Source organism: Allobosea sp. Root670 (genome assembly GCF_001429415.1).
GTDB classification, from domain to species: Bacteria; Pseudomonadota; Alphaproteobacteria; order Rhizobiales; family Beijerinckiaceae; genus Allobosea; species Allobosea robiniae.
Genome location: NZ_LMJU01000017.1, coordinates 478,487 through 490,228, shown reverse-complemented (window position 1 = coordinate 490,228; position 11,742 = coordinate 478,487). Strand labels below are relative to the sequence as shown.

The following is an 11,742-nucleotide window of genomic DNA, read 5'->3' as shown; positions in this document are numbered from 1 at the left end:
GATGACCGCAGCAACCGACATGACGAGCATTCCCGGCGCGACGCCGATCGTGCGGAAGACGCCGAAGGCGACCTTCGATGCCATCTTCCGCAATGCCAGCTTCGGTGCGGCGCTGCTGGTGCTGGTGCTGCTCGCCGGCATCATGGTCTCGATGGTCATCGGCGGCTGGCCGGCCTTCCGCGAATTCGGTCTCGGTTTCATCACCTCCAGCGTCTGGGATACCCAGAACGAACAATACGGCGCCTGGCCGGCGATCGTCGGCACGCTCTCGACGGCGCTGATCGCGCTGGTGATCGGTGTGCCGCTCTCGCTGGGCATCGCGGTCTACCTGACCCAGCTCGCCCCGGCCTGGTTCAAGAAGCCGGTCGCGACCGCGATCGAGCTGCTCGCGGCCGTGCCCTCGATCATCTACGGCATGTGGGGCCTGTTCGTCTTCGTGCCGCTCTTTGCGGCTTATGTGCAGATCCCGCTCTCGAACATCGTCGAGGGCCTTCCGATCGTCGGCACCGTGCTCTACTCGCGCTCGCCTTCGGGATTGGGCATCTTCACGGCGGGCATCATCCTCGCCTTCATGATCATCCCCTTCATCGCCTCGATCACCCGCGACATGCTGGAGCAGATCCCCTCCGTGCTGCGCGAGAGCGCCTATGGCATCGGGGCGACGACCTGGGAGGTCGTGCGCCATGTGCTGGTGCCGCAGGCCGGCGTCTCGATCATCGGCGCGGTCATGCTCGGCCTCGGCCGCGCGCTCGGCGAGACCATGGCGGTGACCTTCGTCGTCGGTAACGCCAACCGGCTTTCGGCCTCGATGTTCGACCCGGGTTCCACCATCGCCTCGCGCATCGCCAACGAGTTCAACGAGGCGCTGGGGCTGCAGCTCAACGCATTGATCGCGCTGGGCTGCATCCTGTTCTTCGTCACCTTCGTCGTCCTCGTCATCGCGCGGCTGCTGGTCGCCCGCGTCAAGCGCTACTGAGGCCCTCCATGACCATGACGACCACGCCTCGCGAACTGCCGCATCAGCCCTGGGGCCGCGTGCGCCAGTCCCGTCGCACCGCCGACCGGCTGATGAAGATCATCGCCACCGGCTTCACCTTCATCGCCATCTTCGTGCTGTTCTGGATCCTCGGCATGCTCGTGGTGAAGGGCCTCGGCGGGCTTTCGCTCGCCACCTTCACCGCGGTCACGCCCGGCCCCGGTACGGAAGGCGGCGGCCTCGCCAATGCCATCGTGGGATCCTTCGTGCTGACCTTCCTCGGCATCGCCATCGCCACGCCGATCGGCGTGCTCGCCGGGACCTGGCTCGCGGAATACGGCCGCGGCTCGCAGCTCGCCAACCTGATCCGCTTCATCAACGACATCCTGCTCTCGGCGCCGTCGATCCTGATCGGCCTGTTCGTCTACGTCATCCTGGTCGAGCCGTTCCGCGGCTATTCCGGCTGGGCCGGCGGCGTCGCGCTCGGCATCATCGCGATCCCGGTGATCGTGCGCACCACCGAGGACATGCTGAACCTCGTGCCCGGTCCCTTGCGCGAGGCTGGCGCCGCGCTCGGCGCGCCGCCTTCCGTCGTGATCACATCGGTGACCTGGCGCGCGGCCAAGGCCGGCATGGTCACCGGCATCCTCTTGGCGCTCGCCCGCATCGCCGGCGAGACGGCGCCGCTGCTCTTCACCGCGCTCAACAACAATTTCTGGTTCTCGCCGACGCTCACCGGCGGCGTCTCCAACCTGCCGGTAACGATCTACCAGTTCGCCTCCGCCCCTTACGAGAACTGGCAGCAGCTCGCCTGGGCCGGCTCGCTCATCATCACCGTCTCGATCCTCGTGCTCTCGATCGTTGCCCGGCGCATCGTCGCCGGCAGCAAGTGAGCCTGAAACCAACCCGGTCGCGACCGACCTTGAGGACCTAAGTCGATGCTTTCGACCCTTGAACTCTCCCCCCAGTCGCTCGATGCCGAGGCGCCCGTCCGGATCGCGGTGAAGAACCTCGATTTCTACTACGGCGAGCACAAGGCGCTGAAGAACATCAATCTCGACTTCCGTGATCGTCACGTCACGGCGCTGATCGGCCCGTCCGGCTGCGGCAAGTCGACCCTGCTGCGCATCTTCAACCGGATCTACTCGCTCTATCCGCAGCAGCGCGCGGAAGGGCAGATCATGCTCGACGGCCGCAACATCATCTCGAACGACGTCGACGTGAACGAATTGCGCTCGCGCGTCGGGATGGTGTTCCAGAAGCCGACGCCGTTCCCGATGTCGATCTACGACAACGTCGCCTTCGGCATCCGCCTCTACGAGAAGCCGCCGAAATCCGAGCTCGACGACCGTGTCGAGGGCGCGCTGCGCCGCGCCGCGCTCTGGGACGAGGTCAAGGACAAGCTGAAGAGCTCCGGCATGGGCCTCTCCGGCGGCCAGCAGCAGCGCCTCTGCATCGCGCGCACCATCGCGCAGAAGCCGGAAGTGATCCTGTTCGACGAGCCGACCTCGGCGCTCGACCCGATCTCGACCGGCAAGATCGAGGACCTGCTGGAGCAGCTCAAGAGCGATTTCACCATCGCCATCGTCACGCACAACATGCAGCAGGCGGCGCGCATCTCGCAGTACACGGCGTTCATGTATCTCGGCGAGGTCATCGAGTTCGCGCCGACCAACACGATCTTCATGAACCCGGCCAAGAAGCAGACCCAGGACTACGTCACCGGCCGTTTCGGCTAAGCGGCGACGAGGAGGACACCCCTATGACCGACCACATCGTCCGCTCCTACGACACCGATCTCGAAGGCATCCGCCGCAGCCTCGCTGAAATGGGCGGCATGGCCGAGCGCATGCTGGGCGACTCGACCGTCGCGCTCGTTCGTCGCGACACCGCGCTCGCTCAGAAGATCATCTCGGCCGACCAGCGCCTCGACAATCTCCAGCGCGAGGTCGAGGAGAAGGCCGTGCTCACCATCGCCCGGCGCCAGCCGCTGGCGCAGGACCTGCGCGAGCTGATCTCGGCGATCCGCCTCGCCTCCGACATCGAGCGCGTTGGCGATCTCGCCAAGAACATCGCCAAGCGCGCCGTCGCCATCGCCGGGCAGTTCCAGCCGCCGCATCGCGCGGTCGTCGGCCTCGAGCATATCAGCCGCCTCGTGCAGGCCCAGCTCAAGGACGTGCTCGACGCCTATGCCGCGACCAACGAGCAGAAGGCGCTCGAGGTCTGGAAGCGCGACGACGAGATCGACGCGCTCTATACCTCGCTGTTCCGCGAACTCCTGACCTATATGATGGAAGATCCGCGCAACATCACCTTCTGCACGCATCTGCTGTTCTGCGCCAAGAACATCGAGCGCATCGGCGACCACACCACCAATATCGCCGAGACGATCCATTACCTCGTCACCGGCGATTCCCTCGACGTGAACCGGCCGAAGCTCGACACGACCAATATCGAGGTCGAAGCGGTGACGGGAAGCTGAGGTCAAAGCCATCATGGCCGCACGTATCCTGATCGTCGAGGACGAGGAGCCGCTCACCCTGCTGCTGCGCTACAACCTCGAAGCCGAGGGCTTCGAGGTCGACAGCGTCGCGCGCGGGGATGACGCCGAGCTGCATCTGCGCGATTCCACGCCTGATCTGGTCCTGCTCGACTGGATGCTGCCGGGTCTCTCCGGCATCGAGCTCTGCCGGCGCCTGCGCTCGCGCCGAGACACCGAGCGCGTGCCGATCATCATGCTGACGGCGCGCGGCGAGGAGACCGAGCGCGTGCGCGGGCTTGCGACCGGCGCCGACGACTATGTCGTGAAGCCGTTCTCGCTGCCGGAGCTGATCGCCCGCATCCAGGCGCTTCTTCGCAGAGCGAAGCCTGGCCATGTCGCAGGGTTGCTCGCGGCCGGCGATCTCGAACTCGACCGCACGACGCGCCGCGTCCGGCGCGCCGGGAGCGAACTGCATCTCGGCCCGACCGAGTTCCGCCTGCTGGAATTCCTGATGCAGGCGCCGGGCCGGGTCTATTCGCGCGCCCAGCTCCTCGACGCTGTCTGGGGTCGCGACGTCTATATCGACGAGCGCACGGTCGACGTCCATGTCGGGCGGCTGCGCAAGGCGATCACGCCGGGCGACGCCAAAGACCCGCTGCGCACCGTGCGCGGCGCGGGTTACGCCTTCGACGAGACCTTCGCGCGCAGCGGCGCCGCGTAAGCCTCAGGCGTTCGGGCCGCCCTCGATATCGCCGGCCCAGGTCAGGGCCTTGTCATAGTCCTCGGGCTTGAAGGCGCGGACCTTGACGAAGGGGATCGCCGGGTCGAGCAGATCGACGAAGCCGGCGAGCCAGCCCTTGTCGGTGATCACGGCTTCCTTGGGGAAGCGCCTGAGCTCCCAGAGCTTGCCGAGGCTGTAGCGCGCGTCCTTCCAGGCCGCGGCCAGCGTCATGTCGGTGAAATCGGTCATGTCGGCGAGGATGCCGAGCTTCTCGTGACGTTCGAGCCGGGCGTCGATATCGGCCATGATGGCGTCGAGATCCTCAGCCGTGAGCGTCTGCGACAGCCGATAGGCGGCGACATGGTCCGGGGCTGGCAGAATGGTGAGCATGGCTCCTCCTCCTCGGGTGACAACGCGCAGGCGAGGGGGAGGTTTCGCCGGGTCCGGTCAGACGTAAGGGGGCGGCGCGCGCGTCGCTGCGTCGAAGCTCTCGGCCTCGGCCCGCAGCCAGGCGATGAAGGCATCCAGCCCCGGCCGCGGCGGCTGGTCGAGCGGCCGCGTCAGCCAGCAGCCGGTGGCGCTGGTGAAGCCGAGCCCCAGCGGATTGACGAGCGCGCCGGAGGCCAACTCGTCGGCGACGTAGCAGCGTGGCGCCAGCGCGAGGCCGAGGCCGGCGACGGCGGCGCTGGTGATCACGGAATAATAGCCGTAGCGCACGGTATGCTCCGGCACCGCGCCGCGCAGGTCATGGGCTTCGGTGAACTCGGCCCAGAAGGCCGGCATCTGGTAGTGCTGCAGCAGGGTCATCTTCTGGATATCGGCGGCGCGGCGGAAACCGCCCATCCGCTCGATCAGGCTCGGCGCGGCGACGAGCGCGACATCGCGGCCGAAGAGGAAATGCGCCTCCTTTCCAGGCCAGGGCGGGACGCCATGGGCGATCTCGATATCCGGCTCCTCGGTCTCGCTCTCGCTGACATAATTGGTGAACTGCACGTCGACGCCGGGATGGGCCTCGGCGAAGGCCGGAAAGCGCGCCATCAGCCAGCGTTCGCCGGCGATCGCGACCATATGCAGGCGGATCGGCCGGGCGATGGCGCTGCGCTCCGCAAGACGCCTGGCGCCGCGTTCCATCTGCTCCAGCGCGGCTTCCGCATAGGGCAGGTAGATCGCGCCGGCTTCGGTGAGCTTGAGGCCGAGCGGGCTGCGGTCGAACAGCACCGTGCCGAGATGGTGCTCCAGCGAGAGGATCTGCTTGGAGACGGCGCTCTGGGTCAGGTTGACCGCGAGGGCGGCACGGGCCGTCGAGCCCAGCCTTGCGACCGTCGCGAACGCCCTCAGCGCCGCGGCTGACGGGGGTGGCCGGCTGGCCGCCATGGGGTATTCCTTTTTGGACTATCTCGGCGGAGATCGTTTCGTTTGCCGGCCTCTCGGTCAAGAGGCCATTCTTCCTCAACGGGAGGAATGAGATCATGAACCAGACGACCCGACTCTGGGGCGGCCGCTTCCGCAAGCCGCCGGACCCGCGGCTGATGAAGCTGTCGAGCGCCGCCGGCGAACACGCAAGGCTGGTGCCGCAGGATGTCGCGGGCGGCAAGGCGCATGCGGCCGAGCTCGGACGGGCCGGCCTGCTGACTGCCGAGGAACTCCAGGCCATCCTGACCGCGCTCGACGGGATCGCCCGCGATACGGTCGAGGGGCGGATCGCGCCCGGGCCCGATGACGAGGACGTGCATACCTTCATCGAGCGCATCCTGACCGAGCGCGTCGGCTCGACCGGCGCCAAGCTCCGAGCCGGACGCTCGCGCAACGATCAGGCGGCGAACAATCTCAAGCTCTATCTGCGGAGCAAGTCGCGCACGCTCGCCGGCATGCTGGCGGAACTGCTGACCGCGATCGCCGACCAGGCGGACGAGCATGCGGCGTCGGTCTGCCCCGGCTTCACCCATCTCCAGAGCGCGCAGCCCGTCACTTTCGGCCACTGGCTGATGGCGCATGGGCAGGTGTTGATGCGCGATGCCTCGCGCCTGACCGACTGGGAGAAGCGCTCCGGCCAGTCCCCGCTCGGGGCGGCGGCGCTCGCCGGTTCGGCGATCACGCTCAATCCGGAGCTCAGCGCCAAGGCGCTCGGCTATGACGGGCCGTTCGAGAATTCGGTCGATGCGGTCGGCGCGCGCGACCATGTCGCCGAGTTCCTGTTCGTCGCGGCGATGCTGGCGACGAACCTGTCGCGGCTCGCGGAGGAGGTGACGCTGTGGACCTCCCGGCAATTCGCCTGGGTGACGCTGGATGACGCCTTCGCGACCGGCTCGTCGATCATGCCGCAGAAGAAGAACCCGGATATCGCCGAGATCTCGCGCGGCCGGGCGGCGCGATTGACCGGCGATCTCGTCACCATGCTCGGCGCGCTGAAGGGGCTGCCGCTGTCCTATAACCGCGACCTCGCGGAGGACAAGCGCACCGGTTTCGACGCCGTCGACGTGCTGGAGGAGGTGCTGCCGGCCTTCGCCGGGCTGATCGCCAGCATGAGCGCCGATGTCGCGACGATGCGGGCGCAGGCCGGCTCCGGCTTCGCGCTGGCGACCGAGGTGGCCGATCATCTCGCTCGCAATGGCGTGCCCTTCGCCGAAGCGCATGAGATCACCGGTGCGCTGGTGCGCTATTGCGAGGAGATGGGCCGCGAGCTTGAAACGCTCGATGCCGTCGACCTCCGGGCGGTCGATCCGCGCCTCGATGCCGGCGTGCTCGACCAGTTGACGCTCGATGCCGCGGTCGCCGCGCGCAGCGGCCATGGCGGCACGGCGCCAGAGCGGGTGCGCGAGCAGATCGCGCGCTTCCGTGGCAAGCTCGCCGCTCTCGAAACCTGGAGCCGGGAGACGAAGCGATGAGCGACGCCACCTCGCCGATCAGCAGCCGCGATCTCGCTGCGGTCTCGCATCTCAGGATCGTGCCGCGGCGCTTCTACGGGCGCTGGGTCGCGTCAGTGATCATCCTCGCGATCCTCGCCTGGATCGTGATGGCCTTCGTCGAAGGTGACATCGCCTGGCCGGTGGTCCGGCAGTTCTTCACCGCGCCGGCGATCATCGCCGGTCTCGGCAACACGCTGATCATGACGGTCTGCGCGATGACGCTGGGCATCGTGCTCGGGGTGATCTTCGCGATCATGTACATGTCGCCGAACCCGGTGCTGCGCAGCGCGGCGCTGTTCTACATCTGGTTCTTCCGCGGCACGCCGCTGCTGCTGCAGCTGCTGATCTGGTTCAACCTGGCGCTGGTCTTTCCGACCATCGGCATCCCCGGCCTGTTCTCCTGGCGCACGATCGACATCATCGGGCCGTTCATGGCGACGCTGCTCGGGCTCGGCATGAACCAGGGCGCCTATACCGCCGAAGTCGTGCGCGGCGGCATTCTCTCCGTCGATACCGGGCAGACCGAGGCCGCCAAGGCGATCGGCATGACCCGGCTGACGACCTTGCGCCGGATCGTGCTGCCGCAGGCGATGCGCGTCATCATCCCGCCGGTCGGCAACGAGGTGATCAGCATGGTCAAGCTGACCTCGGTGGCGAGCGTGATCCAGTATGCCGAGATCCTGCGCAACGCGCAGACGATCTACTACGCCAATGCCCGGGTCATCGAGTTGCTGATCGTCGCGGCCGGCTGGTACCTGCTCGTGGTGACGATCCTGCAGATCGGACAGTATTTCCTCGAACGCCATTTCTCGAAGGGGCGGGGAGGGCGGCGCACCAAGCGCGCCGCGGTGCAGGAGGAAACGGCATGAGCACGGCGGAGAACTCGGCGAAGGCCGATAGCGCGATCGTCACGATCGCGAATGTCAGCAAGATCTTCGGCGAGCTGAAGGCGCTGAACGACGTCTCGCTCTCGATCCAGCCCGGCACGGTGCAATGCATCATCGGGCCCTCGGGCTCGGGCAAGTCGACGCTGCTGCGCTGCATCAACCAGCTCGAGAAGATCGACAAGGGCGCCATCCGCGTCGATGGCGAATTGATCGGCTATCGCCGCGTCGGCGACGAACTGCACGAATTGACCGATGTCGAGATCGCGCGCCAGCGCCTCGTCACCGGCATGGTGTTCCAGCGCTTCAACCTGTTCAACCACATGACGGCGCTGCAGAACATCATCGAGGGGCCGCTCACCGTGCTGAAGCAGCCGCGCAAGCAGATCGTCGCCGAGGCGACGGCGCTGCTGGAGCGCGTCGGCCTCGCCGACAAGCGCGACGCCTATCCGAGCGAGCTTTCGGGCGGGCAGCAGCAACGCGTCGCCATCGCGCGGGCGCTCGCCATGAAGCCCAAGCTGATGCTGTTCGACGAGCCGACCTCGGCGCTCGACCCCGAGCTCGTCGGCGAGGTGCTCAACGTGATGCGCGATCTCGCGGCGTCCGGCATGACGATGATCGTGGTCACGCACGAGCTCGGCTTCGCCCGCGAAGTGGCAGGCGACGTCGTCTTCATGGACAAGGGCGAGATCGTCGAACAGGGCCCGCCGCAGACCGTGCTCGTCGCGCCCAGCCAGGCGCGCACGCGCGACTTCATCGCCGCCGTCCTGAAGTGACGGCGACGGATCAGTTCACCAGAGGGAGAGACCACATGCTTCGTTTGACCATCGTTGCCGCGCTGCTCGCCGGCACCGCGCTCGCCGCGCAGGCCCAGGCCCTGCCGGACCGCATCAAGACCGCCGGCAAGATCGTGATCGCGACCCAGCCGAACTATCCGCCGATCGCCTTCAAGGATGTCGCGACCAACCAGCTCTCGGGCTTCGACATCGAGCTTGGCGAGGCCATCGCCAAGGAGCTCGGCGTCAAGGTCGAGTGGCAGGAGACCGCCTTCGCCCAGATGCTGCCCTCGCTGCAGACCGGCCGCGTCGACGCGGTGATGGCGGGGATGAGCGACCTGCCGGCGCGGCGCGAGACCGCCGACTTCATCGACTACATGGATTCCGGTGCTCAGTTCTACACGGTCACCGCCTTCAAGGACACGATCAAGACCCCCGAGGACCTCTGCGGCAAGAGCGTCGGCGCCAGCCGCGCGACCAACTGGCCGCGCCAGATCGGCGAGTGGAGCGAGGCGAACTGCGTTGCCAAGGGCAAGCCGGCGATCAATGTGGTCGGCACCGAAGGCTCGGTCGATGCCCGCACCCAGCTCAAGACGCAGCGCCTGCAGGGCGGCGTCCAGGGCAGCGAGACGATGAGCCACTTCCAGAAGCTCGAGCCGAACACCTATATCGCGCTCGGCAAGCCTTTCACCCATTCGCTGGCCGGCATCCCCTTCGCCAAGACGGCGGAAGGCACGCAGCTGCGCGACGCGGTCAAGGGTGCGCTCGACCGGCTGCAGGCGAACGGCACCTATGACAAGCTGATCGAGAAGTACGGCCTCGCCAACAATGCGGTGAAGCCGGTCTCGATCAACCAGGGCAAGTAAGCCCTGCTTCCCGCTCCTCGTCATTGCGAGGAGCGTAGCGACGAAGCAATCCAGGGGCCGCCGGCCTGAACGGGTCGAGCCGGTCCCCTGGATTGCTTTGCTTCGCTCGCAATGACGATGTGTTCCCGGCGCGCGAGGTTCGCTCCGTGGGCTTGCGATGACGGCAGGGCTGCCGTAACCCCGTCAGGTCTTCCTCGGATCGCCAGCGCCCGCCGTCATGTCAGCCTCGATCACCGACCGTTATGCCGCCCTGGTCGAGGCGGGCGCCATCGAGCGCGATCCCGCGCAGGTCGCGGTGGTCAAGAAGCTCGAGGCTTTGTCCGCGACGCTCGCCGCCCGCCGGCTCGCCCGCAAGGGCAGCGCGCTCGGCTGGCTCTTCGGCAAGAAGCCGGACACGGCGTCTGCACCGAAGGGGCTCTATGTCTGGGGCTCGGTCGGCCGCGGCAAGACCATGCTGATGGACATGTTCTTCGAGGCCGCGCCGGTGAAGCGCAAGCGCCGCGTGCATTTCCACGAGTTCCTGGCCGACGTCCATGGCCGCATCAACGCCTATCGCCAGAAGATCAAGAGCGGCGAGGTCAAGGAAGGCGATCCGATCGCGCCGGTCGCGGCGGATCTCGCCGATGAGGCCTATCTGCTCTGCTTCGACGAGTTCACCGTCACGGACATCGCCGATGCGATGATCCTCGGGCGGCTGTTCACCGCGCTGTTCGCCGCCGGCGTGGTGGTGGTCGCGACCTCGAATGTCGAGCCGTCGCGGCTTTACGAGGGCGGGCTCAACCGGGCGCTGTTCCTGCCCTTCATCGAATTGCTGCAGACCAGGGTCGAGGTGCTCAAGCTCGATGCGCGCACCGATTTCCGGCTGGAGAAGCTCGGCGGGGCCCCGGTCTATCATGTGCCTGCCGACGCGAAGGCGAAGGCTGCGCTCGATGCCGCCTTCAAGGCCTTGTCCGGTACGGCGCAGGGGCAGCGCACTGTTTTGAACGTGCAGGGGCACGATCTCGTCCTGCCGCAGGCCGCCGCCAGCGTGGCGCGGGCGGGCTTCGCCGATCTCTGCGCCCAGGCCTACGGCGCCTCGGATTACATCGCCCTGGCGCAGCGCTTCCATACGCTGGTGCTCGACGACATCCCGATCCTTGATTTCGACCGGCGCAACGAGGCTAAGCGCTTCATCATCCTGATCGACACGCTCTACGAGCATCATGTGAAGCTCGTCGCTTCGGCGGCGGCCGAGCCGCATGAGCTTTATCGCGCGAGCAAGGGGCGCGAGGCCTTCGAGTTCGACCGCACGGTCTCCCGCCTGATCGAGATGCGCTCCGAGGAATATCTCGCGATGCCGCATGGCCGGCCGGATTCGACGGCGAGCGGCGATACGACAGGGCTGGTGGAGACCTGAGCCATGCCGCAGCGCGAACCGAGCGAGACCCGCATCCTCACGGTCGCCGGCGAGCATCTGCGCAAGTTCGGGCTGAAGCGCTTCACGGTCGTCGCCGTGGCGGAAGAGGCCGGCATGACCCATGCCAATGTCTACCGCTACTTCCCCTCCAAGGGCGCGCTGATCGACGCCGTCGTCGATGTCTGGCTGAAGGCGACGGAGCGTCGTCTCGCGGATGTTGCCGATGGACCCGACCCGGCCGACGACAAGCTCGAACGCCTGATCCTGGCGCTGGCCAAGGCCAATCGCGACCTGCTGACCGAGGAACCGCATCTCTTCGCAGCCCTGTCGCTGGCGGTCGCCAAACGGCATGCGATCAGCCGGCGCAACCGGACTCGCGTGCGTGCCCTGTTCGAGCGCGTGGTCGACGAGGGCATGGCCACCGGCGTGTTCGAGCCGCGTGATCGCGACCGGGCGATCGCCTTCGTGATCGACGCTACCAACCGCTTCATCCATCCGGCCTCGCTGGCGCTGGAGGCCGACGTGCCGCAGGCTTCCGTCGATACCCGGCTCTCGACCCTGATCCGTGTGATCCTGCGGGTGCTCGGCAGCGGGATCGTGTGAATAATCCGGTTACCAATTACAATATATGTAAATTGTAATTATCGATTTTCGTTCCTGATGGAACCGAGTGAATGCGAAGGCCTCTGCTAAGTCATTGAAAAATCGGGGCCGGCCTTGCGCGACGACGCGCGA

General features: G+C 66.8%; 13 protein-coding genes. 11 read left to right on the top strand and 2 right to left on the bottom strand.

Features of this window, described 5'->3' with window-relative positions; genetic code table 11:
* The first annotated feature begins 1 nt into the window (after position 1).
* From pstC to phoB, 5 genes are read left to right on the top strand one after another with little or no spacing between them, the layout of a single operon-like run.
* Positions 2-976: a phosphate ABC transporter permease subunit PstC gene (pstC, locus tag ASE61_RS20350; RefSeq protein ID WP_061969987.1), complete on the top strand. Its 975-nt coding sequence runs from the start codon at positions 2-4 to the stop codon at positions 974-976.
* Positions 977-984: 8 nt separating this feature from the next.
* Positions 985-1,869, top strand: a complete 885-nt coding sequence (gene pstA, locus ASE61_RS20345; RefSeq protein WP_082617578.1) for a phosphate ABC transporter permease PstA — start codon at positions 985-987, stop codon at positions 1,867-1,869.
* A gap of 45 nt (positions 1,870-1,914) precedes the next feature.
* Positions 1,915-2,715: a phosphate ABC transporter ATP-binding protein PstB gene (gene pstB, locus ASE61_RS20340; RefSeq protein WP_061969985.1), complete on the top strand. Its 801-nt coding sequence runs from the start codon at positions 1,915-1,917 to the stop codon at positions 2,713-2,715.
* Positions 2,716-2,738: 23 nt separating this feature from the next.
* On the top strand, positions 2,739-3,458 hold the full coding sequence (gene phoU, locus ASE61_RS20335) for a phosphate signaling complex protein PhoU (RefSeq protein WP_061969983.1): 720 nt from the start codon (positions 2,739-2,741) through the stop codon (positions 3,456-3,458).
* 13 nt (positions 3,459-3,471) lie between these two features.
* Positions 3,472-4,179 carry a phosphate regulon transcriptional regulator PhoB gene (gene phoB, locus ASE61_RS20330; RefSeq protein ID WP_061969982.1) on the top strand — a complete coding sequence of 236 codons (708 nt, stop codon included), beginning with the start codon at positions 3,472-3,474 and terminating at the stop codon, positions 4,177-4,179.
* Positions 4,180-4,182: 3 nt separating this feature from the next.
* On the opposite strand, the gene ASE61_RS20325 is transcribed toward phoB, so the two are convergent.
* Both ASE61_RS20325 and ASE61_RS20320 read right to left on the bottom strand, forming a co-directional pair.
* Positions 4,183-4,569, bottom strand: a complete 387-nt coding sequence (locus tag ASE61_RS20325) for an STAS/SEC14 domain-containing protein (RefSeq protein WP_061969980.1) — start codon at positions 4,567-4,569, stop codon at positions 4,183-4,185.
* 57 nt (positions 4,570-4,626) lie between these two features.
* A complete protein-coding gene (locus ASE61_RS20320; protein ID WP_061969979.1) occupies positions 4,627-5,553 on the bottom strand; it encodes a LysR family transcriptional regulator in 927 nt (308 codons plus the stop codon).
* 95 nt (positions 5,554-5,648) lie between these two features.
* On the opposite strand from ASE61_RS20320, the gene argH reads away from it, so the two are divergent.
* The 6 genes from argH to ASE61_RS20290 all read left to right on the top strand — a co-directional run bounded on the left by argH (position 5,649) and on the right by ASE61_RS20290 (position 11,610).
* Entirely contained in the window at positions 5,649-7,064 is a 1,416-nt protein-coding gene (argH, locus tag ASE61_RS20315) for an argininosuccinate lyase (RefSeq protein ID WP_061969977.1), read from the top strand.
* Positions 7,061-7,954, top strand: a complete 894-nt coding sequence (locus ASE61_RS20310) for an amino acid ABC transporter permease (RefSeq protein ID WP_061969976.1) — start codon at positions 7,061-7,063, stop codon at positions 7,952-7,954. The genes argH and ASE61_RS20310 overlap by 4 nt, the downstream gene beginning before the upstream one ends.
* Positions 7,951-8,745, top strand: coding sequence for an amino acid ABC transporter ATP-binding protein (locus ASE61_RS20305; protein WP_061969974.1), 795 nt, complete (start codon positions 7,951-7,953; stop codon positions 8,743-8,745). Before ASE61_RS20310 ends, ASE61_RS20305 begins: the two co-directional genes overlap by 4 nt.
* A gap of 35 nt (positions 8,746-8,780) precedes the next feature.
* Positions 8,781-9,611: an ABC transporter substrate-binding protein gene (locus ASE61_RS20300; RefSeq protein ID WP_061969972.1), complete on the top strand. Its 831-nt coding sequence runs from the start codon at positions 8,781-8,783 to the stop codon at positions 9,609-9,611.
* Positions 9,612-9,828: 217 nt separating this feature from the next.
* The gene (gene zapE, locus ASE61_RS20295) at positions 9,829-11,007 is read left to right on the top strand and encodes a cell division protein ZapE (RefSeq protein ID WP_061969970.1); all 1,179 of its coding nucleotides are present in this window, start codon (positions 9,829-9,831) and stop codon (positions 11,005-11,007) included.
* Between the two features lie 3 nt (positions 11,008-11,010).
* Complete coding sequence (locus tag ASE61_RS20290; RefSeq protein WP_061969969.1) at positions 11,011-11,610, top strand: TetR/AcrR family transcriptional regulator; 600 nt, start codon at positions 11,011-11,013, stop codon at positions 11,608-11,610.
* Positions 11,611-11,742: the final 132 nt, after the last annotated feature.

Excerpts from the sequence above, each read along its gene's own strand:
- ASE61_RS20325 (WP_061969980.1), bottom strand. The coding sequence starts at position 4,569 with ATGCTCACCATTCTGCCAGCCCCGGACCATGTCGCCGCCTATCGGCTG.
- ASE61_RS20310 (WP_061969976.1), top strand. The coding sequence starts at position 7,061 with ATGAGCGACGCCACCTCGCCGATCAGCAGCCGCGATCTCGCTGCGGTC.
- pstC (WP_061969987.1), top strand. The coding sequence starts at position 2 with ATGACCGCAGCAACCGACATGACGAGCATTCCCGGCGCGACGCCGATC.
- zapE (WP_061969970.1), top strand. The coding sequence starts at position 9,829 with ATGTCAGCCTCGATCACCGACCGTTATGCCGCCCTGGTCGAGGCGGGC.
- ASE61_RS20320 (WP_061969979.1), bottom strand. The coding sequence starts at position 5,553 with ATGGCGGCCAGCCGGCCACCCCCGTCAGCCGCGGCGCTGAGGGCGTTC.
- ASE61_RS20305 (WP_061969974.1), top strand. The coding sequence starts at position 7,951 with ATGAGCACGGCGGAGAACTCGGCGAAGGCCGATAGCGCGATCGTCACG.
- phoB (WP_061969982.1), top strand. The coding sequence starts at position 3,472 with ATGGCCGCACGTATCCTGATCGTCGAGGACGAGGAGCCGCTCACCCTG.
- ASE61_RS20300 (WP_061969972.1), top strand. The coding sequence starts at position 8,781 with ATGCTTCGTTTGACCATCGTTGCCGCGCTGCTCGCCGGCACCGCGCTC.
- argH (WP_061969977.1), top strand. The coding sequence starts at position 5,649 with ATGAACCAGACGACCCGACTCTGGGGCGGCCGCTTCCGCAAGCCGCCG.
- pstB (WP_061969985.1), top strand. The coding sequence starts at position 1,915 with ATGCTTTCGACCCTTGAACTCTCCCCCCAGTCGCTCGATGCCGAGGCG.
- pstA (WP_082617578.1), top strand. The coding sequence starts at position 985 with ATGACCATGACGACCACGCCTCGCGAACTGCCGCATCAGCCCTGGGGC.
- ASE61_RS20290 (WP_061969969.1), top strand. The coding sequence starts at position 11,011 with ATGCCGCAGCGCGAACCGAGCGAGACCCGCATCCTCACGGTCGCCGGC.
- phoU (WP_061969983.1), top strand. The coding sequence starts at position 2,739 with ATGACCGACCACATCGTCCGCTCCTACGACACCGATCTCGAAGGCATC.